The sequence below is a fragment of the Picosynechococcus sp. PCC 11901 genome (assembly GCF_005577135.1).
Lineage (GTDB): Bacteria > Cyanobacteriota > Cyanobacteriia > Cyanobacteriales > MRBY01 > MRBY01.
The window spans coordinates 1,851,297-1,872,491 of the sequence record NZ_CP040360.1 but is presented as its reverse complement, the minus strand read 5'-3'; the positions used below and the strand labels follow the sequence as shown (position 1 = coordinate 1,872,491).

Genomic DNA, 21,195 nt, shown 5'->3' with positions numbered 1-21,195 from the left:
CTGTGACAGTTCTGATTGAATGAAGCAGGGCGATCGCCTTTTTATTCTAGCGAACCACGGGTCACCCCTAATTGATTTTGGAGCTTGAGGGTTTGCCAAAGCTGTGCCCCAGAAATTTTTCCTGTGAGTAATTTTTGGTAAAGATCAATGGTTTTGGTAATCTCTGCGGGAGATTCATCCACAAATTCAACGCGGAAGTGCTGCACTCCCAAATCCATAAAATGCTGCATATATTCTGCGCCAGTCTGGGCGGTGCCATTAAACACCGTATTCCGACAGCCCGCATCAGCAACTAAAACATGCTCAATACCCGTGCGATCGCCTAATTTCACTTCATGACTTTCGCAGGGGCGACCACAATTAGTGAAATCGGTTCCATCGGAGAGAAACGCGCAGAAAACACAATGTTCCATGTGAAACATCGGCATATGTTGGTGGATCGTGATTTCAAACCAATTGGGGGGAGCTTTTTTAAGGAGCGATTCTAACTGGTGAATATTGAGGTCATAGGAGGCCGTGAGACGTTCTAGGGGAAAAGTTTGTTTAAAATAATTGGCACTGATTGGGTTGGAAATATTTAAAGAAAAATCAGCGGTAATCCGTTCATTTTTAAAAAAGTTTAGCTGGTCATAGTTCCGAATCAAATAGCCATCTGCTTGACTAGACAGCACTTGCTTGAGAATGTATTGTTCCTTGGGTTTGGTGATTCGGGGCGGTGCCACCCAAATTTCTGGTTGCTGCTCAGTTTGTTTCGTCAGTTTCACTGCTTCACGGTAGTTAATCGGATTTTCAAACTCACAATAAATGGTCTGGATATTTGTCCCTAAAACAGCTTTGAGTTGTGATAAATTGCGCACTAAAACAATGATTTGCGTTGATTGGTTCGCTGCTTTTTCTAAATGAGGTAAAAGATTTTGATGGGATGCGTTACCATTTAGCTGCCAACGTTTTGGCTGACCGCGTAAAGCTTCCAATTGCGCTACTATTTCCCGCCGCATTCGATTTAGTTCACTCACAGGGAGAATGGCCTCACCAAGCAGATTATTCTCTAAATGCTGGAGATAAAAAGGGGTATTTCCTAAGCGGCCAAATTGTTCCGTTAAACGTTCCGTTGTTAGGGGTTTCTTGATTGCGGTGTCGAGAAGAATTTCTGATGTGACTTGGACAATATTGCCCTGCCCATCACGGGCGATCGCCGTCAATTTTTCACCAATTTCTCCGTGAATTTCTATTGTAATCGGCCGCTGGAACTGAATTTTTTCACTGGTAAAGGTTTGACGTAATTTTTTATCCAGTTCTGGATCGCTGGTTTTCCAGAGGCGATCGCCCACCCGCACCCTGCGCAAGTCCACATCCCGCCGCCCAAAGGTGACTAAGGTCTCTTTACCGTGGGTTTCAACGGCGTAAACTCGCCCCCCTTGTTCATGATCTGCGGGTTTTCCTTGATCAAAGACCACCCCATCCCCAGCCTTTAGAGGCGCTTCTAAGTGCAAAATCACTTGTTTATCGCGACCATCACGAATTTGCTTGATTTCACCAAGAAATACGCCTCTTTTCTTGCCAAAGCGACCATGGACAAGGCTTTGATTATCGATGCCGTCAAGCCAACCCGTGTACAACCCACGCGAAAAGGCCATTTCCAATTGATATTTTTCCTGGTCTGAAACCTCTTGCTCAATGCCCTGCACCGCCCGATCAATGGCCTGGCGATACACTTGGGTGACACTGGCCACATATTCCGGTTGTTTTAAGCGTCCTTCGATTTTTAGCGACACGACGCCCGCTTTAATTAAGTCCGGCAAAACAGGTAATCCCGCCAAATCTTGGGGGCTTAGTAGGTAACGTCTGTCACCCAGATCAAATGGCTTACCATCGACAATCATTTCGTAGGGCATCCGGCAAGCCTGGGCGCATTCCCCGCGATTGGCCGACCGTCCACCGAGGGATTCACTGGTTAAACATTGCCCGGAATAGGCGACACACAACGCTCCATGAACAAACACCTCCAGCGGCATCGAGATCTTTTGTTGACCCAATTCCTGCTGGATTTTATTGATTTCCTTGATCGAACATTCCCGCGCCAATACCACCAAATCACAACCCAAGTTTTGCGCGAACTCGACCCCTGCGGCGCTGGTGACGGTCATCTGGGTGGAACCATGGATCGGAAAATCGGGGGACAATTGCCGAATTAACTGACATAGCCCCACATCCTGGACAATCGCCGCATCGACTCCTGCCGCAATAATCGACCGCAAATATTGTTCGACTGCCGCCAATTCCGAGGTGAAAATCAGCGTATTTAACGTCACATAGCCCTTCACGCCACGCCGATGTAAGTATGCCATTAACTCCGGCAAATCTGACTCGACAAAGTTTTGCGATCGCATCCGGGCATTAAATTTATCCAGCCCAAAATAAATCGCATCGGCTCCATTTTCTACGGCGGCGATCGCACAGTCCCAATTTCCCGCTGGAGCCAGCAGTTCAGGGGTTTTGATTAGGGTGCTAGATTCTACAGGGGTAACAGAGGGAGTAGACATAGATTTATCAAAATAGAGAGGCGATCGGGTTTGATTTTGTAAAGTTATTGCGTTATTAGCCACTCACACAATGCAGATAATTGATTATCAACAGTGAGATTTGCTGCGTTACTAAGTTCACCTGTCTGGCATTGTTCGTAAATCTCTGCCGACATACTGGTTTCTATCGCAGCCCCAATGAAAAATAAGTGGATTTTGTTCTTGAAAGAATCTCTTACTCTACTAAGAGCTGTATTTGCCGTTTTCCAATGTTCATCTGCCCCGGCTGGATCAATTCCGCCCTTTAACTCACCGATGGCAAGATACTTATTCTTATCGTTAAGGATATTAGCCAAAATAGACGAGGTTACTCCTTCAATCTTGTCATTTAGCAGCACGATATCAATATTCTTTTTGACCTGTGGAACATTAATGTTGAAAATTAGAGATCGATAAGTTGTTTTATTTTTCCATCTTAAGGCTTTCGTTCGTGCAGCCATCTCAGCTCTATAGTTTTTGTTTGAAATCCATTGCGAACGTTTTGGAAATAGTTCAAATTCAATATCATGCACCTGTAACTGGGCAACGATAAATCTGACGAATTTCTCTTCTGCGATAGAACCAACAATGTTGCGCATTTTACCACCAAGAGCATCTCCAAGTGTGAGCAAGTAACGATAGACAATCTCATCGATATACTTTTTGCCACAAGGTGCAAGAACCTCCTTAACAAAGCCTGCAAGAATTTCATTTTTGTCCATGTCATCGAGGTGAGCCTTCGCCTTGACAGATACACCCGCTGCCTCAATGAGTGTTTCTCGGATGTCATAGAGTTTGAGAATATCCTCTGCACACTTTGTATTCTTCTGAAGAGATACTTGTAGAGCTTTCGCCTTATCGATAAATGGAATAGACTCTTTATTGCGACGAAGAGCATATTCAAGAAAACCACTTCTGCGAGCATCTTTTGTCGTCACAAGGTCACTGAAATTGTTTACAAACTGATTATTTTTCATCAATGACATCCAGAAGCTGTTCGCTAACCGCTTTAGCAACAGCTTCAGCAAGTAACGGTGGTACTGCATTACCCACTTGTCCAAACTGAGTCATCGCCACTTTACGTTTACTACTATAAGAATCAAGTCGAGTTCCGGTAAACTCCCAATCAAGGGGAAAGGTTTGCAAACAAGCCAGTTCACGAACTGTGAGCATTCGATCTTCAAAAGGATGAATAAAATCTCGATAACCACTACGGGTCACTGTAGGAGATGGCTGGTTCGGATCTAACCTGCGGTAGGTTGAACCAAATGTCTTTGTCTGTTCTGAGAGTTTACCCCCTTGTTTGACTTTACGAATTTTTTCTAGAGTGGAAGGTGCATGAGCTGTTTGTTCGTGATTTTTGATATGAACGTTTTTAATATCCATGATTCTTTATCCTATCTTTTATAGTCTGCGAAACTCTTAGTGCCATCGCTGAAGGAGGGGTTGCAGGGGGGAGAGTGCTAATTGCATCTTGAACAGTTTTGTAAGGTTTTAGCTGCTTGCCAAAAAGATCTATCTGTCTCGCTTGGTTGCTAGGCCCATGAGTTGGTTCAGGAAATTGGAATGTTTTGCCCAAACGATTACCTACGATGAATACTCTTTCTCTAAATTGCGGAACACCAAAATCAGCAGCATTTAGGACATGATACGAAACAGCGTATTTATATTCTTTTCCAGCGTATTTTATAGGCTGCGATGCTTCTGTCATGATAGCCTCAAGAGCCTTTCCCTTTGACCAATTGATCATTCCTTTGACATTCTCCATAACAAAACACTTTGGCAATGCCTCCCTGACTACACGTAGAAACTCAAGTACCAGCATTCCTCTCGGATCATCCATTCCCATACGTCTACCTGCTAGGCTGAAACTTTGGCAAGGGGGGCCACCAATAACTAGGTCAATTTCAAGAGGATTGACCTTTGCCGCTTCTAAGATAGCCTGTGTTGTAATTGAGGTGATGTCGCCTTCAATGACTGGAGTGTCCGGCATATTAAGCCTTAGAGTATTGCAGCAAGACGGATCTTGTTCCACAGCTACCGCCGTACTGAAGCCAGCAGCGTGAAAGCCGATGTCCATGCCACCAGCTCCGGCAAATAGGCTTATCAGTTTTTTTTCCATTATGAATTTTGTGTTATTGTACAGCTCACCTAAAGATTATCTCTTAGGGATCAGGACAATACTACCTTGAGTGGATCAAGTCTCTCGAAGGGTAGGCGATCGCCTTTTATGGATATTGCAGATGGGATAACGGTAGGTAAGCTATTCCGGTACAGTACACTCAATGCTATCTGCTCCTCTAACCATAGCGACAGAGCCTGACTTGTGCAGCAACTAAGGTCTTCATCCAATTCATTTCCCCCGGCAGGGCTATATCCCCTGATCGCACTGCCAGAACCCTATCAAACCGCTTTTCGCTTGGGGAGCGCTCACCATCTGCCAGGTCAGTTTTTACCCGCACAAACAGATTGGTTTATCCAAATTTGCTTACTGCCCTTTATGGTTATGTATGCATTGCCCATTCTGGGACTGGTGCCAGCTTTAATTTCCCAGGCCATTCGTAAACCCGCCAGCTATGGGCGACTTTGGCAAACCCTGACCCAACAGAGCTTACCGGAATTGGGGTTTACGCTTCTATTGTTCCTAATCTTGGCGGTTTTGATCGGCTATTGCACCTATATGGCCTGGGATATGGCCCAATCGTTCTACCGCACCTGGCACTGCTCCCGATTACGCAAACAGAAAGAAGAAGGCTACGGGATTGTGCTTTTGTCCCATGGGCTGGTGGGCCGCTTGATTGATAATCTAGGGCGACATAACTGTCTGTGGCTACCGCGCCAGGCGATCGCCGATATTGCCTGGCACCGAATGCGCGAAGAAGGAGCAAAACGATCCTATTGGGTGAATCGAACGCGCATCTGCTATGTTTCTGCCAAAGGGAAAAAGCACTGGCTCACCCTAGAAGGTCGCATCGTAGATCTGGGGTATTCCAACCATGGACATACCGATGACCGGACCGATCGTGCTCTTTATGCAGTCTTAGTGAAATGGTGGAAAGGGCGATCGCCTCAATAAACACAATCTCAAAGGGAAGGCGATCGCCGTCTTTGCTGCTTGTTTTGGCGGATAATCAAGAATCCCATCGCCAACCAAAAAATCAACAGCCCGCCCGTGAGTAATAGCACTGGTACCAGGCCAAAGCGAACAACAAGCGCCGGAGCTGCCGCTGTGAATAATCCACCACCGACAATCGGTTCAAAGAACAATTGTTTATAAGCAAAACTCTCAAACGCGCCGGTGCGGTTCTCCGGATCCACCATTCTTAAGAGTAAAATTCCCGTGGCCGTCACTCCCATCGACTGACCCATATCGCCGATTCCTTTTTCAAACCAATGACTCGGAAAAATGCGTGGGGCGAAATAAAGAAACATCACCACATTCCAAGTGATGCCTACGACACTCAAAATGGTAAATACACCCAAGTTGGAACCAATTACACTCAGGGAGATAGAGGCCAGTGCCGTCACCACGACCACGTCCAGGGCTAAACCCGCAATGTTACTCATCAGCGAGCGAATAATTAAAGGCGCTAACCCCAGACGTTCCATTACCAACTGCACAATGATGCCGCCAATCAGAGCCATCGGGAATAACGGCACATAGGAGATGACTTCAAATCCCGTTTGTCCCCAGGTAACCGACTCCACCCAAACCAGTGCTTCTAACATAAGCCAACCAATCACAATCGCCGCACCGACAATGCCAAAATTGATCGACAGAGGATCAATCAGTAGATTACGCATGAGTTGGGCACGACGACGGCGCACCTCAGGAGATTCCGTTTCTGTCAGTTCCGGTATACCATCTAAATCTTCTACAGCTTTCTGAAAAGATGTCACATGGCCCTTACGCCGGCCCCAATCTGCTAGCGCCGTACCCGCAACAATTCCGCCAACAATGCCCACCGTGGCAATGCCCAAGGCCAGATCTGCACCCGCCTCAAAGCCCAGCTCTGCAAACGTCTCAGCCATCCCGCCAGCGGTGCCATGCCCTCCTTCAAAGCCAATCTCGATCAAGCAAGCAGCAATGGGATTTACGCCAAATAGCGGCGTCAAAATCAGCAGGGTTACCAAGATTCCCACCACATATTGACCCCAGGCCAATGTTTGACCAAAGACGACTTGAGGGGCTGTTTTTGTCCAAATATCTTTTGGTCGTGGAATAGCTTCTCCAAGGAATAAGGCCGCAAAAACGATATTGATAAAGATCCCTGGCGATTGTGACCAAACAGCGCGAATCGGTTCTGAAAAAAGCCCCTCTGACAGGATCGAGGTTCCTCCAGAGATAGCAGTGGCGATCGCCCCCAAAACTTGAGGCCCCAGAAGCAGTGCCAACACACCAGCCACAATGGATTCAGGTAAATAAAGCCTCTGGATCCAGCGCACTTTTTGTTTGACGTACCGCCCCGCTAAAACCAGTAATGCAATTAGGATAAAGGCAAAAAAAACATCTCTGAGAGTAAACATGACCCCGTTTCGTCCACTAAATAAATATCCTGGACAGGAAAGTAATAGACTGTGCAACAGGCATGAGTACAACAAAATTCATCCTGTTTTTCCTTAATTTCATGGATGAGTTGTGCGCTAACTTACTGTTTCACTGACCTGAATAGGATTGACTTGCATCATAAGGAAAGTTTGGAATCACGGAGTAATTAGAGTTACAGAACTCTACAGAACCGCTTATCTGATGTGCAGTGTTTTATACATTGCCGTTACTGGCGAGGAACAACTCCCTTGGTCTGGCTCTGAGTCGTAGGGAGTTGCGATCAGATGGCGGCACAATTTCGCCTGTTTCAGAAGGCGATCGCCCTGACCCAATTGCCCGCCGGAGTAAAGAATTCAAGAAGATTTCAAGGGACAACATCAAAAGGTTGATTTCCGGGAAGGCGATAAATGTAAAAATCTCGGTCAAGGGTAAAAATTGTCTTTTGATTCAAAACTTCAGCCGCAGTGGCTAAGGAAGCATCCGCCAAATCCATCGGCACATCCCGATACTGTTCCATTAGCTGTTGCATTCGTCTCTGTTCTGCCTCGTTAGATACGTGCAATACAAGAAGCTCGTCGGCGACATAACTCCATAACTCCTGCTGCGCGAGCCATCCACCATACCGACCTAGCAAATGCATCGCCTCAGTAAAACAAGACCAAGTTGTGACCAATGGAGCTTGAAGTCTTGAAAGTACAGCCGCACAACGACTTTGATTGTTATCGTTCCGGTTAATCAGGGCAATCAAAGCCGAAGCATCGCATAGAGTCATGAAGGATGACCCCATGACTGATTTTTATCTGCCAACATATCCGCAAAAGCGTCCTTTGTCCGTGCAGATAGATCAGAGGGCTGAAACTGAACTCGGCCAATTCTATCTTGTAGTGTCTGTTCTAAGGTCATTGGCTGCTGAGGCTGTAATGCTTTAGGAGATAAAACCGTTAACCTTACTTGCTGTCCAGTCAACTCAGATGCATGCTGTAAGATCTCTTCCCAAGTTCCTTCAATCGTGCGTTGATTCATAAAAGATAGCTCTAAAAAGATATACCCACAATTATGCCAAACCTTTGATAAGCGACTTTTATCTACATCTTGATGGTGGGCGATCGCCGACGGGAACGATCAATAATAGAAGGCTGTCCATTCTACGATTCCCATGGCAAAACTCCGCGAAATCACCGTTTCCCCCCAACTGAAAAAGCATCTCGTGCAAGGCCATCCTTGGATCTATCGCGATAAATTGCCGAAGAGTCTCCGCTTTGAAACAGGGGAATGGTTGCGAGTTAAATGTGGCAATTGGACGGGATTCGGCCTTTGGGATAACAAAAGTCCCATTGCTGTCCGGATTTTTTCCCAACGGCATCTGCCTGACCGTCGCTGGTTACAACAGCAGGTACAAACAGCCTGGGATTTACGGGAACCCCTGCGCCAAAGCAATTGCACCGCCTACCGCTGGCTCTTTGGGGAAGGCGATCGCCTGCCGGGAATTACGGTGGATCTGTATGGGGAATACGCCGTCGTGCAAACCTATATGGAAGCGGCCAATGTACTGCTCGATTGGCTCGTGCGATCGCTGCGGGAAGTCGCCCCACTACAGGGAATTTTATGGCGCACCAAACATTTAGAAAATTTAGAAGATCGCGATACAGACAGCAAAACCCAAGTGCTCTGGGGCAAGGAACCCAAGGGCGATATTACCGTTACTGAACATGGTCTAGTCTTCCAGGTGAATTTGCAAACGGGCCAAAAAACAGGCCTATTCCTTGATCACCGGGAAAATCGCAAATTTATTGGCGAAATTAGCCACGATAAAACCGTTCTCAACTGTTTTTCTTACACCGGAGCCTTTTCTCTCTACGCCCTGCGCGGTGGTGCTAGCCAGGTGACCAATGTCGATGTGGGCAAGCAATTAGCGGAAGTCGCCAATACCAATGTACGCCTCAATCATTTTGACCCAGGTAAACACACCTTTGTCACCGCCGACTGCTTTGATGTTCTCAACCGCTATGCCCAAGCAAAACAAACCTTCGATCTTGTAATTCTCGATCCACCCAGTTTCGCTAAAAGCAAGAAAAATCGGTTTGCCGCCATCCGTGCCTATACCAAACTCAATGCCCTCGCCCTCCAATGCGTCGCCCCCGACGGGTTACTGGTTTCTGCCAGTTGCACCAGCCAAGTCAGCCCCGAAGCCTTCCGAGAAATGCTCGCCAGTGCCGCTGCCTCAGCTAATTATTACCTACAAATCATCCACGAAGCCGGACAACCCCGCGATCATCCGGTGCCAGCCGCTTTTCCAGAGGGACGCTATTTAAAATTTGTTGTTGCGAAGGTCAGCCCCATTATTTAGGGATGATTCAATTTATGCTTTCGGGTGCAAAATCCCAAACACGGAGGTGTAGCCATGCAAAAAGGTGCGATCGCCGACGGGGCCAATTTCTCCATTGCAGAAAAATCCCCCTAAATTGGGTGTTGGCAAGGCCGTAGAAAAGAGGGTCGAATCAAAATTTGGTTCCCCATAGAGTCCCTTACCGCGACCGAGACAGGCAAACATCAAGGCTCCAAAAGGAGGTTCCAGCGGATCATTTGCTTGGAACTGTTGTAACAGCACCGAGAGATCTTCCGCTGAAGTCTCTGCATCCCGCAGGTGAAACTGTACTCTTTGGCCCGCCCGAATGCGATCGCCCACGGCGATCGCCCCAGCCCTGGGATCCACCCCAAGCAAATTGCGAATGAGAAAGTCCCCGTGGATAAGCTTTTGTTTAAAGGCATCCATCGCAATGCCGATAAAAAGAGAATCCTGAGCGAGGGCTTGGTCTTCTTCATCCAACTCGGCGATTAATTCCTGCAAAAATCGTAGGGGAGAGCCATGGCGGAGCTGTTCACCCTCGGCCACCGATAATTCCGTGATGATATTGCGATCGCATTGGGTAATTTGATACACCTCACCGATGGGCCGACATCCCTGGGCGACAACAGTCTCCATCTGGATATTTCCAGCCAAAGCCACCCCCACTGTGCCAGACCGCAACAGGGTTGGTTCTTGGTCTGCTTCGTAGTAAAACAAACCGCTGGCTGTTCTGCCACCGGAGCTTGTTAGTCCCCCTACCTTTGCCGCATTCGGATAGGCAAAATCAAGGCCCGCCAACAGATCCGTAATACTCGACGAAAAGGGATCCGCCAGCAAAATAAAATTCGGTTCCGCCTCGGGACTAACCCCAAAAATGTCGATCCAAGGGTCTGGGGCGCTATCTAAATCGGGTAAATCTTTCTCGGTGACATGGAAAGGCACGACTTCCACATCTGGCAAATGGGCCACCGTTAAACTAAGGGCGGGTTGTCCTTCACATTCTTGGGTTTCTCCGGTTGCGTCGGTGCCAATAATACTCACGCCACCACAACCAATCACCACTTTGCAGGCTAATTTTTCAGTCAATAGCGGCAAGATCCGGGCATATTCGCTGGCAAACGCGGCTGAAATGAAGAGAATGGCCAGATCTGCACTACCAGAGAGATTTTCTTGGATTTGGGCAACGGCTTCATCAATGGCTCCTTCTAGGGACGCTTGGGTCGAGAGGGCATTTAGCCACTGAAAAGGATGGGTATCGACTGCGGGTTGTGCCCCAGTGATTCCTAATTTTTTCCACAATGCCTTAAGCATACTGACACATCTTGAATCGGTTGCGGTTTTTGAGATTCTCCCAAAGTCTTTAGCTTACAGGGAAAAGGCCAGAGAAAACCAGGGTCTATCCCCAGACAGATGGCAATTTCCTCACAGTGGCGATCGCCTGAATTTTGTAACGGAATATTACAAAAAAGACGGCATAACGCTATAGCAGCTTGACGGTCTCCGGTGGGCTGGGTACAGTAGGGCGGTATACCCCATCGGGTAAAGCTTCCATTAGTTGTATGCAAGATAAGCAAAAAGTCACCCTCTATCTGCCTGCGGCGATCCATCGTCAGCTCAAAATCAAGGCAGCCCTCGATGCAGATTCCATGTCTGCTTTAGTGGAAAAAGCCGTGGCCTTCTATCTACAACACCCTGAAGTGGTAGAAGAAGTACAAGAAACCTATGGCCAGACCCACCGTGTCCACATTTGTCCCGATTGCGAAGGGGCGGTGGTACTCCGGGATGGACAACTGGTTTCCCTCAAGAGGCAGCCAACGGTACTCCTTGATGAAGAGATTGCACAGGATCTGCAAAGTGCAAAGGGTGCTGCGGATGGGGCAGAACTAGTCACTTGCTAGCTGTCCGATTGGCGATCGCCGTTTATTTTTCTCCCGATTTACCTCCACTCTGGTCGATGTGGTGCCGCCTAATTCCCCCTTTTAGAACGTCAGGACTAAACCCATGAAAGAAGAGCTCAATACCCTCATTCAAGCTCAATACCCCCTGATCTACCTCATCACCCCCGAGGAGGAACGGGCCGAGGCGGCGATCGCCCACATTGCGCAACTGTGCGAATACCAAAATGTTTTCGTCTGGACGATGACCCATGGCTTGGTGGAATACGGTTCCGACCGAAAGCCCCAAACTCGCACCCTCTCAGCAGAAGCGGCCATTCGTGAAGTCATTCACCACAACGACTCTGGCATTTTTATCTTTAAAGATCTGCATCCATTTTTAGATGATCCCAGCACCGTCCGTTGGTTACGGGATGCGATCGCCAGCTTTAAGGGTCAACAGAAGCACATCATTTTAATGTCCCCTTACCAAAAGGTGCCCCTCGAACTCGAAAAAGACATTGTTGTCCTCGATTTTCCTTTCCCGACCCTTGACGAACTCGATCAAGTGCTCGCCCAATACCTTAATCCCCGGCACCCCATCTCCCCCGTCGTGCGAGAAAAACTCCTCAAGGCAGCCCTGGGGTTGACCAAGGACGAAGCGGAAAAAGTCTATCGCAAGGCCCAGGTCAAGGCGAAGAAACTGACTGCTTCGGAAGTAGAAATTGTCCTCTCCGAGAAAAAGCAACTGATTCGCCGTAACGGTATTCTCGAATTTATCGAAGAAGACGAAACCATTGACGCCATCGGCGGCTTAGAGGAGCTCAAGCGCTGGCTCAAACAACGCTCCAATGCCTTTACCGAAGCCGCGCGGGAATATGGCCTACCCCAACCCAAGGGAATGTTGATTCTCGGTGTACCGGGTTGTGGTAAATCACTCCTGGCTAAAACCACTTCTCGGTTATGGGGTCTTCCCCTCCTGCGTCTCGATATGGGGCGAGTATATGATGGCTCCACCGTGGGTAAATCCGAAGCTAACCTCCGCAGTGCCCTAAAAACCGCTGAGTCTATTTCTCCAGCGATTCTCTTTATTGACGAATTGGACAAGGCCTTTGCAGGTTCCTCTGGATCTGCGGATTCCGATGGAGGCACCTCTAGCCGTATCTTTGGCTCGTTTCTCACCTGGATGCAAGAAAAAGAATCCCCCGTTTTTGTAATGGCCACCGCGAACCGAGTGGATCGGCTACCAGGGGAATTTCTCCGAAAAGGACGATTCGACGAAATCTTTTTCGTGGATCTCCCCAACCCCAGCGAACGAGAAGCGATCTTTAATATCCATCTCCACAAACGTCGGCCAGTCGGCGATCGCTTCGACACAGAACAACTGGCAAAAATTTCAGAAGGTTTTTCCGGTGCGGAAATCGAACAGGCGATCATTGCCGCCATGTACGAGGCCTTTGCCCAAGGTCGCGAGTTCACCCAACTCGACATTATCGCCGCGATCAAGGCAACTTTGCCCCTTTCCCGCACCATGACTGAACAGGTCAATAGTCTCCGCGATTGGGCCAGACAGCGCGCCCGACCTGCTTCAGCCTCCGTCGCCGAATACCAGCGATTGGAGTTCTAACAGGCTTAATCTGTCCCGGATTAAGGTCAACAAGATTCCCAGCTTGTTGGCATTTAAAAAACCACTTTATTAGTGGTCTTTACACAAAAAAACTCAAATGTTGTTGTTTTTGGAGAATTATTCCAATGTCCCACTTTAGCACTCTCCGCACTAAAATCACCGATGCCGCAGTTCTCAAGACTTCCCTGCAAGACCTCGGAATTTCTGTGAATACCGATGCTGCAGTTCGTGGCTACAACGGCCAACAGATTCAAGCAGACATCGTGGCTACCCTCGAAGGCGATTATGACCTCGGCTGGACTCGCAATGCCGACGGCAGCTTTGACCTCATCGCTGACCTATGGGGTGTCGCGAAGAAGCACAACCAAACTGAACTGATCAATTCCATCAACCAGAAGTACGCCATCAACAAGACCCTCGCTGAAGTTAAGCAACGTGGTCTCAACAATGCGAACGTCAAACTGGTATTGCAAAAGTAACGACTAAATGCGTTCCCACGAAGAGCTAGGGTTGGTCTCATCGCAGAGATCGGCCCTTTTTCATTGGGTCTTGTGCTGGGGTCTGAGGGTAGATGAATATTTCAGCAGCGAGACTCAATTAAGTAACATTAAAAGAAGTGCATCTCCTTAGTCTAAATGTTTAGGATTGCAGAAAGCGGCCCATCGTTTTGTGCCTCATTATTTTTGGCATGGAGGAGGTCACGGGCTCAATTTAAAATGTTGGTCTAAAATTTTATGAAATCTAAATTTTTACTTTTTTTGAGTGTCGCAACGCTTCAGGCTGCTCTATTCGGCTGCGGACTCGTTGGCAATAATACGTCCGGTGAGCAAAATACTTCAGGTACAGAAGAAACAACCAGTGAATCAACCGCGACGAATGAGTCCACCAACGTCACGGCAGATTGGGTTGATTTCCAAACGGAAAATGGCAAACTCGCAGTTAAATTTCCAGGCACGCCCCAAACGGAAAGTCAAACAACTCCCTCTGATCTGGGTGAACTACAGTTCACGATGACTTCCTACGCGGACGACGCCAACACACAATTTTTTATGGTGAGTAGTGTTACGTATCCGGTTTCTCCTGATCAATATGATGCGGCCCAGGGACTTGAAGCGGCCAAGGAAGGGGCGGCCAGCAACTCAGGTTCAACGATTGTTTCCGATGAGCCAAGTGATAAGTTTGGGATTCCGGGGAAAAAATTGGTGATGAACGCCGCCCAGGATAATGGCGAAGTTTATACCACCCGCGCTGAAATCTACATCGATCCCAACGGTCCCACCCTCCACCAGATTTTGATGGTGACGGAAGGCGATCGCGTGGATAGTCCAGAGGCCAACGCATTTTTTAATTCCGTCAATATTACGCCTATCTAAACTTTTCGATTGGTAAAAGCCTGATATAGCAATAGCCCCGATGAATCAACACCAGGGCTATTTTTTTATGGTCTTTTTATGGCCAAAATTTAAAGGGAAAATTTATCGCACGCTGCATTGGAGTGTCCGGAGGGTGGCAGCGGCGGCGTAGTTCCGTTGGGAGGCAGTATCGGGGAAAAAGTGATCGCCACTTTCATTCAAAGGAGAAGCGACGCGACAGTAAGTAGACATCTGGGCAGCCAAATCATTGGCCCAGTGACCCGCCGTATCACTAAAAGCAATGGGGCTATTGGTGGCCACGAGGGTCATCGGTTGACCTTGGGCGGCCTTGGCATATTCTGCGGTGCGACGGAGAACAGCTAACAGTTCGGCCCGGGTGACGGGTTGAGTAGGTTGGAAAGTCCCATCGGGATAGCCACTGACAATATTGTTTGCCTGGGCCCAGGTAATTTTCGCCGCACTCCAACGGTCGGCAGCCACATCAGGATAGGGGGCATTCGCAACTTGGGTGGGCACAGCCAGGGAAGCATTGGGAAGAGCTTGGAGACCTTCAATGGCCATGGAAACCAACTGTTCGCGGGTCAGGACATCGGTGGGGCGGAAGGTATTGTCGTTAAAACCAGCGATAAAACCGACATTCACCGCTTGGGCAATTTCGTTACGGTAAATATCACCACTGATATCAGTAAATTGGGCCACTGTACTGCCGGGATCAGGCGTTTCAGAGGGATTTGTAATTTCTGGTGGGGAGATTGCCAGACCGGGGAGACTATCGACCGTCACAATTGAACTTTGCGTAATGCCCGCAACTAAGTCATCAATGGTAGGTTTTTTAAGGATGGCGAACTGGCGACCCTCGTTAGAAAAGTAAAAGTGGCCCAGGGGTCGCTCTTCAAAGGTACGGCGGGTAAATTCCCAGCCGGGGAGGAGATTGAATTTGAGGAAGCCTTCGGTGAGGCCATTACTGCGGCCAATGACAATTTCTTCTTGGTTGTTATCTTTGGGAGTGGCGACCAACAAAATTTCATTTTCGAAGGAAGTGATGCGCAATAGGTGGCTCTGGCCAAAATCTTGCCCATTGATCCGCATGGAGTAGCCATTACTATCGGTGCTGCGGCGACAATAGCCAGTAAAGTCAAAGTTCAGCAGCAGGGGATCAATGCTGGTCGGATTTGCGCCGCTTTCGGCCCAACATTCTTTGCGGTCTTCCCGTTCGAGCTGTTCGACCACGAGGAGGTTATAGCCACCGTTACTGAGGGGGACGGCGATCGCCGCCATGGATTCGGGGTTGATCTCTGCTTCTCCAAAAACAGTTTGGGCTTGGGCGCGTCCCAAGGGTACAACACTACTGAGGGTTGCAAGGGCGATCGCCAACATTTTTCCGGATAAGGCAGCTTTAGACATGACAAATAATCTTGGATTTTAGACAACTACTGCTCCCATTAGACTGAATTTCGCCTATTTTGAGCCCAGCTATTACAAAAGTCTTACATATTTTCCGAATCTCGAAGTGAATCGAGGTCAGGGGCTTCATTCTTGAAGATGAGTACACGGCGGGCAAAGGGAATTTCGATCTGTTCGCGGTCGAAGGCTTCTTTAATTAACTTCCGCAGGAGACGCTGCACCGGTAGATGTTTTCCTGGTTTCACCTTGGTAACCGTGCGGATGGTGAGTTCAGATTCGGCAAAGTTATCGAGGCCATCAATGCGGGTCGGTTCGAGCACATCAGGGTGTAAACCTTGAATTTGGTGGCCCACATCCCCTAGAATCTGATACACATGGTCTAAATCTGAATCGTAAGCGACCCCAACATAAACCACCGCATACACATAATCTTTGGAGTAATTCACAATGGTCTTGATGTCGCCATTGCGGATGATATGTAGCCGTCCCCCTGTATCGCGGATGCGTGTGACCCGCAGATCCATTTCTTCGACAAGGCCTGTGGCATTATCCGTTTCGACAAAATCACCGACAAGGTAGTAATTTTGCAACAAAATGGAAAAGCCATTGACGAGGTCATTGATTAAATTTTGCGCCCCAAGCCCCACTGCCAAACCCAAGATCCCGGCCCCGGCGAGGATCGGTGTCGGGTCAATGTCAAAGACATAGAGAATTGAAACGCCACTCACAAAATAAATGCAGTAGCGTACGGTGTTTTGCACCAGGGGGATAAAAGTTAAACGACGGCGTTGTTGGACAGGACTAAGGTTTGGCGATCGCAACAATAATTTTTCGACAATGATATTGCTCAGTTCGATCACCAGGGCCGCAATAAAAATAATCAGGATGATTTGATTCGCCGGAATTGCATAGGGGGCAATATGATCGAGGAGGGGAAATTGGGCACAAATCACTCCGGCGATCGCCAGATAAATGCCCGTTTCTAAACAGCGTTTTGTGAGGCCCAATAAATAACGAAACCGGGGATAAAAACGCAGGGGAGACCGGGGATGTTTGGCAATAAATTCCGTTGATAAACCATCTAAAGTATCCAGCAAAGAGAACGATGCCCGTACAGCAATGATCCCAAAGCAAAGCAAAAAATAAACTTTGATTGCGAGATAAAAATATTGGGTAATGCTCGGGGGGACAAATAAAAAATTGAGGCACACCACCAGGGCCAAAATCCAAAGACCATTGGCGATCGCCAAATCAATGGCCTTAAAGAGCGTATCTAAGCTGTGGTTATTGCCTTCGATATTTTTCCAAGCTTTGAGGCGATCACCAGCCCGTTTCAAGCGTGGGCGCAGAGAAGCGATCATTAAACTCACGAGCAACAGAAGTAAAACACTTTTTAATAAACCGAGGGCGAGCCTTTGCCACTGTTCCGGAGAGATGCCGTTAATTAAATCAAGGAGATAAAGGTAAGGGGATTTTTGTTGAAAGAATAAATAACCATTTAAGGCAGCAATGATTATGGCCCCGGTGATCTTAATAACGAAGAGGGATTTATTAAGGATTTTTTGGGTTAAATTTAGGGGATTTTGTCCTTGTTTTTCTGGCACCCATTGGGCTAGACGTTTCAGGGTCAAAATAATTAAAAATTGCCCCACTGTGATCGCGATTAAAAAGAGAATAATCTCGGCGATCACCACACCAAGATCGAGGAATATCCCATTCATGTTTTCTGTCTTTGCGCCGTTTTTGACTGAAATTCGAGATTGCGGTTAGTTCTTTTTTTAACAATCTCGGCTTCAACTTAGCAAAAACACCATCCCATACCGCAGCCCAAAAATAAATTACAAAAAAAATTAACCTACTGTATTTATCAACGGGCAGAAACCATCGTTTTTTCCTTAACGCTCCAAAGATCAGGCTAAACCATCGCCTGGGATCGCAATTCGAGTCACGATCTAAACTTTTTTGGGGTGGTGAAAGTTCAGCCAAAAAATCACTGTGGATAGAGTCGGAGTTGTTTTTTGTGATCAAGATTCAATTTACTCCTTGCCATGGTGATTAAGTGGCTATTGTTAACGGCTTTTGGGCGAGGAAATTTGCGGGAAACAGAGGGAGATTTTGGCGTAAAACCAAGGGAAGCACCCCGATTAGGAAAGGAAAACTCTAGAATAAGAACAGTTTCTCTGTCGTTGTCCCTCCGAAATATGAAGCACTATCGTCACCTCCTTCCGAGCAAGCAGAAGCCTCAGGCCAAACCTCGTTTTAAGTGGCGGGCTGGGATGGCTAATTTTCTTTTGAGCCAAGCCTTACTGTGGGGAGGGGGAGTGGCGGCGATCGCCCAGACAGAATCGACAGCACCAACGGAGTCAACAGAGACCTTGAACTACGGAGAGCTGCTCCAGGATATCCGGCAAAACCAGGTGGATCGCTTCGTCCTTGACCCAGAAACCAATACGGCCCAGGTCACACTCCGGGGGCAAACTGAGGAAGAAGCCCAGACCATCCAGCTCCTTAACAATAACCAAGAACTCCTCGCCGCTCTCCGGGAAAATAACGTTGACTTTGAAGTGGTGCCTTCCCAGGATCATTCGGTGGCGATCGCCATTTTTACCAATCTCCTGCTTTTTGGGATTCTGATCGGGGGGCTAGTGCTGATTATCCGCCGCTCGGCCAGTATGCAGAATAACGCCATGAACTTTGGTCGCTCTAAGGCACGCTTTCAGATGGAAGCGGAAACGGGGATCATGTTTAAGGATGTGGCTGGGGTCGAGGAAGCTAAGGAAGAACTCGCTGAAGTAGTCACTTTCTTAAAAGAACCGAATAAATTTACGGCGATTGGTGCGAAGATCCCCAGAGGAATGCTCCTCATTGGCCCACCGGGGACGGGTAAAACGCTCCTAGCAAAGGCGATCGCCGGAGAAGCGGGCGTACCGTTCTTCAGTATTTCCGGCTCGGAATTTGTGGAAATGTTTGTGGGGGTCGGCGCGTCACGGGTGCGGGATCTCTTCCGCAAGGCCCAGGAAAATGCTCCCTGTCTTGTGTTTATCGATGAAATTGATGCGGTCGGTCGCCAACGGGGTGCAGGCATTGGTGGAGGGAACGATGAGCGGGAGCAGACCCTAAACCAATTGCTCACAGAAATGGATGGTTTTGAAGGAAATTCTGGAATTATTGTCATCGCCGCAACTAACCGCCCTGATGTCTTAGATCAAGCTCTCCTGCGCCCCGGCCGCTTTGATCGCCAGGTGACTGTAGATTATCCAGACCGTTTGGGGCGTTTAGCAATCCTCGAAGTCCATGCCCAAGATAAAAAAGTCGCTGAGGATGTTGATCTAGAGGCGATCGCCCGGCGCACCCCTGGTTTTTCGGGGGCAGATTTAGCGAATTTACTTAACGAAGCCGCCATTTTCACCGCCCGCCGTCGCAAGGAAGCAATTACTACTAGCGAAATCAATGACGCCATTGATCGGGTCGTAGCAGGGATGGAGGGGACAGCCCTCACCGATGGCAAAAGTAAACGTCTCATTGCCTACCACGAAGTGGGCCATGCCATTGTTGGCACCATCCTCAAAGACCACGATCCCCTCCAGAAAGTCACTATTATTCCCCGGGGCCGCGCCCAAGGCCTAACCTGGTTTACCCCCAACGAAGAACAGGGTCTGACCACCAAAGCCCAATTCCGCGCCCAAATCGCCGTGGCCCTGGGGGGACGCGCCGCCGAGGATATTGTCTTTGGCTACGATGAAATCACTTCTGGGGCCTCCCAGGATATCCAAATGCTCACGAACATTGCCCGTCAAATGGTGACAAAATTTGGGATGTCAGAACTGGGCCACTTTGCCCTAGAAACCAATCGGGGAGAGGTTTTCCTCAGAAATGACTGGTTTGGGGAGCGGCCTGAATATTCCGAGGCGATCGCCCAGCGCATTGACCTCAAGGTGCGCGAAATTATCAACGAGTGCTACGAAACTGCCAAGCAAATCATTCGGGACAATCGTCAACTTGTCGATCGTCTGGTGGATCGTCTCATCGAAGAAGAAACCATCGAAGGCGAAGACTTTAGTCGTCTCGTCAACGAAGCCCTTGGTCAAACCATCAACCTCCAAAAAACCGCTTCCGTTGCCTAAATGCCATGAAAAGCTTAATCCTCTGGAGCATCAAAGGCTACCGTCGCTGGATTTCCCCCCTATTCCCCCCCAGTTGTCGCTTTCAGCCCACCTGTTCCCAATATGCCCTCGAAGCCGTGGAACGCTTTGGTGTACTCCGGGGCAGTTGGCTCGCCCTGAAGCGCCTTGGCCGCTGTCACCCGTTTCACCCTGGGGGTTATGATCCGGTGCCCCATCTTTGCCATCACGATTTAGACAACACGCCCTAGGACATTTGTTCCTCATTTCGGTTTTATCCATCGCTCACCATGACCATTACTTCCCCCGCTCATCCCCATACCGATTACAGCTGGCAATGGCACGGCTTCAATATTAACTATCGTCAGTGGGGCACCCAGGGGCCGCCCGTTCTTTTCGTCCATGGATTTGGAGCCTCGGCCGGTCATTGGCGCAAAAATCTTCCGGTTTTAGGGGAACATTACCGCTGCTATGCCATCGACTTACTGGGCTTTGGGAAATCGGCAAAACCCCAACCGGAAGTTGAAGCGGACTACACTTTTGAAACTTGGGCCACCCAGATTAAGGCGTTCTGCGCTGAAATCATTGGTGAACCGGCTTTTCTAGTTGGTAATTCCATTGGTTGTGTCGTTGTCATGCAGGCGGCTGTGTCCTATCCCCACTGGGTGCGGGGAGTTGTGGCACTCAATTTTTCCCTGCGGCTGTTCCATGAGCGCAATCTTTTAAAAGCACCTTTTTATCAACGCTGGGGCGTTCCCCTCTTCCAAAAACTCTTGACCCAAACCCCCCTCGGTTCCTTGTTTTTTAAGCAATTGGCCCAGCCGAAAACAATCCGCAGAATTTTAGCCCAGGCCTACCGAGACAAAACGGCGATTACCGATGAGTTGGTGGAGCTGATCCTGACCCCCGCCCAGGACCCAGGGGCGGCAGCGGTTTTCCTGGCCTTTACGAGTTATTCCCAGGGGCCACTCCCGGACGACCTGCTGCCCCAGTTGCATTGTCCCACGGCAGTTTTATGGGGAACAGCCGATCCATGGGAACCGGTTGATCTGGGCCGTGCCCTTGTCGCCCAATATCCTCAGATTGAGTTTATTCCCCTCGATAATGTCGGCCATTGTCCCCAGGATGAAGCTCCGGCATTAGTCAACGGCTATTTACTCGATTGGTTAGGGCGACAACAGTCAGCGTAGCCTAGGGCTTTTACACTCAAATCAGTTGAAACCAGGCCCTCCATAATCGAAGGAACGGCGGATTTTGGGAGGATTTACCGTGGGGAGGGAACTCACGGTTTAATATGGTTAACTAGGCTATGGCCCGTGGGTATTCGTAAAAATTGCTA

At 48.6% G+C, this 21,195-nt stretch carries 20 protein-coding genes; 9 read left to right on the top strand and 11 right to left on the bottom strand.

The genetic code is table 11. From position 1 onward, the window contains the following. Positions 1-41 precede the first annotated feature (41 nt). From FEK30_RS10065 to FEK30_RS10050, 4 genes are read right to left on the bottom strand one after another with little or no spacing between them, the layout of a single operon-like run. Positions 42-2,543, bottom strand: coding sequence for a U32 family peptidase (locus FEK30_RS10065; protein ID WP_138073112.1), 2,502 nt, complete (start codon positions 2,541-2,543; stop codon positions 42-44). A 44-nt stretch (positions 2,544-2,587) separates the two neighbouring features. Further along, positions 2,588-3,538: an AvaI/BsoBI family type II restriction endonuclease gene (locus tag FEK30_RS10060; protein WP_030006284.1), complete on the bottom strand. Its 951-nt coding sequence runs from the start codon at positions 3,536-3,538 to the stop codon at positions 2,588-2,590. Then, entirely contained in the window at positions 3,528-3,947 is a 420-nt protein-coding gene (locus FEK30_RS10055; RefSeq protein WP_030006283.1) for a DNA cytosine methyltransferase, read from the bottom strand. Before FEK30_RS10055 ends, FEK30_RS10060 begins: the two co-directional genes overlap by 11 nt. Then, positions 3,937-4,683 (bottom strand): DNA cytosine methyltransferase, encoded by a 747-nt coding sequence (locus FEK30_RS10050; RefSeq protein WP_030006282.1) that lies wholly within the window; start codon positions 4,681-4,683, stop codon positions 3,937-3,939. Before FEK30_RS10050 ends, FEK30_RS10055 begins: the two co-directional genes overlap by 11 nt. A gap of 378 nt (positions 4,684-5,061) precedes the next feature. Here FEK30_RS10050 and FEK30_RS10045 point away from each other — a divergent pair, with 378 nt between their 5' ends. Continuing rightward, a complete protein-coding gene (locus tag FEK30_RS10045; RefSeq protein ID WP_138073111.1) occupies positions 5,062-5,637 on the top strand; it encodes a hypothetical protein in 576 nt (191 codons plus the stop codon). Between the two features lie 8 nt (positions 5,638-5,645). Here FEK30_RS10045 and FEK30_RS10040 read toward each other — a convergent pair whose 3' ends face one another. The 4 genes from FEK30_RS10040 to FEK30_RS10030 form a co-directional block, all read right to left on the bottom strand. Beyond that, a complete protein-coding gene (locus tag FEK30_RS10040; protein WP_138073110.1) occupies positions 5,646-7,088 on the bottom strand; it encodes a sodium/glutamate symporter in 1,443 nt (480 codons plus the stop codon). 235 nt (positions 7,089-7,323) lie between these two features. Continuing rightward, the gene (locus FEK30_RS16770; protein WP_157094586.1) at positions 7,324-7,467 is read right to left on the bottom strand and encodes a hypothetical protein; all 144 of its coding nucleotides are present in this window, start codon (positions 7,465-7,467) and stop codon (positions 7,324-7,326) included. 7 nt (positions 7,468-7,474) lie between these two features. Next, the gene (locus tag FEK30_RS10035) at positions 7,475-7,882 is read right to left on the bottom strand and encodes a type II toxin-antitoxin system VapC family toxin (RefSeq protein ID WP_138073109.1); all 408 of its coding nucleotides are present in this window, start codon (positions 7,880-7,882) and stop codon (positions 7,475-7,477) included. Continuing rightward, positions 7,879-8,133 (bottom strand): hypothetical protein, encoded by a 255-nt coding sequence (locus tag FEK30_RS10030; protein WP_071932318.1) that lies wholly within the window; start codon positions 8,131-8,133, stop codon positions 7,879-7,881. Before FEK30_RS10030 ends, FEK30_RS10035 begins: the two co-directional genes overlap by 4 nt. Positions 8,134-8,266: 133 nt before the next feature. On the opposite strand from FEK30_RS10030, the gene FEK30_RS10025 reads away from it, so the two are divergent. Next, positions 8,267-9,457: a class I SAM-dependent rRNA methyltransferase gene (locus FEK30_RS10025; protein WP_138073108.1), complete on the top strand. Its 1,191-nt coding sequence runs from the start codon at positions 8,267-8,269 to the stop codon at positions 9,455-9,457. A 12-nt stretch (positions 9,458-9,469) separates the two neighbouring features. Here the strand turns inward: FEK30_RS10025 and FEK30_RS10020 are convergent, their stop codons facing one another. Continuing rightward, on the bottom strand, positions 9,470-10,768 hold the full coding sequence (locus FEK30_RS10020; RefSeq protein ID WP_012306805.1) for an FIST signal transduction protein: 1,299 nt from the start codon (positions 10,766-10,768) through the stop codon (positions 9,470-9,472). Positions 10,769-11,016: 248 nt separating this feature from the next. On the opposite strand from FEK30_RS10020, the gene FEK30_RS10015 reads away from it, so the two are divergent. From FEK30_RS10015 to FEK30_RS10000, 4 genes are all read left to right on the top strand, one after another. Next, a complete protein-coding gene (locus FEK30_RS10015; protein WP_030006276.1) occupies positions 11,017-11,355 on the top strand; it encodes a slr0373 family blue light stress response protein in 339 nt (112 codons plus the stop codon). Positions 11,356-11,458: 103 nt separating this feature from the next. Next, positions 11,459-12,958: a stress-responsive protein Ycf46 gene (ycf46, locus tag FEK30_RS10010; protein WP_138073107.1), complete on the top strand. Its 1,500-nt coding sequence runs from the start codon at positions 11,459-11,461 to the stop codon at positions 12,956-12,958. Between the two features lie 125 nt (positions 12,959-13,083). Then, on the top strand, positions 13,084-13,437 hold the full coding sequence (locus FEK30_RS10005) for a DUF1257 domain-containing protein (protein ID WP_012306802.1): 354 nt from the start codon (positions 13,084-13,086) through the stop codon (positions 13,435-13,437). Positions 13,438-13,692: 255 nt separating this feature from the next. Next, entirely contained in the window at positions 13,693-14,331 is a 639-nt protein-coding gene (locus FEK30_RS10000; RefSeq protein ID WP_138073106.1) for a hypothetical protein, read from the top strand. Positions 14,332-14,433: 102 nt separating this feature from the next. Here the strand turns inward: FEK30_RS10000 and FEK30_RS09995 are convergent, their stop codons facing one another. Both FEK30_RS09995 and FEK30_RS09990 read right to left on the bottom strand, forming a co-directional pair. Continuing rightward, the gene (locus FEK30_RS09995; RefSeq protein WP_138073105.1) at positions 14,434-15,735 is read right to left on the bottom strand and encodes a DUF3747 domain-containing protein; all 1,302 of its coding nucleotides are present in this window, start codon (positions 15,733-15,735) and stop codon (positions 14,434-14,436) included. 83 nt (positions 15,736-15,818) lie between these two features. Next, positions 15,819-17,456 carry a mechanosensitive ion channel family protein gene (locus FEK30_RS09990; RefSeq protein WP_138073104.1) on the bottom strand — a complete coding sequence of 546 codons (1,638 nt, stop codon included), beginning with the start codon at positions 17,454-17,456 and terminating at the stop codon, positions 15,819-15,821. Between the two features lie 555 nt (positions 17,457-18,011). On the opposite strand from FEK30_RS09990, the gene ftsH reads away from it, so the two are divergent. From ftsH to FEK30_RS09975, 3 genes are read left to right on the top strand one after another with little or no spacing between them, the layout of a single operon-like run. Further along, entirely contained in the window at positions 18,012-19,859 is a 1,848-nt protein-coding gene (ftsH, locus tag FEK30_RS09985) for an ATP-dependent zinc metalloprotease FtsH (RefSeq protein WP_255447852.1), read from the top strand. 5 nt (positions 19,860-19,864) lie between these two features. Continuing rightward, positions 19,865-20,107, top strand: coding sequence for a membrane protein insertion efficiency factor YidD (gene yidD, locus FEK30_RS09980; RefSeq protein ID WP_012306797.1), 243 nt, complete (start codon positions 19,865-19,867; stop codon positions 20,105-20,107). Between the two features lie 39 nt (positions 20,108-20,146). After that, the gene (locus tag FEK30_RS09975; RefSeq protein ID WP_138073102.1) at positions 20,147-21,046 is read left to right on the top strand and encodes an alpha/beta fold hydrolase; all 900 of its coding nucleotides are present in this window, start codon (positions 20,147-20,149) and stop codon (positions 21,044-21,046) included. Positions 21,047-21,195: the final 149 nt, after the last annotated feature.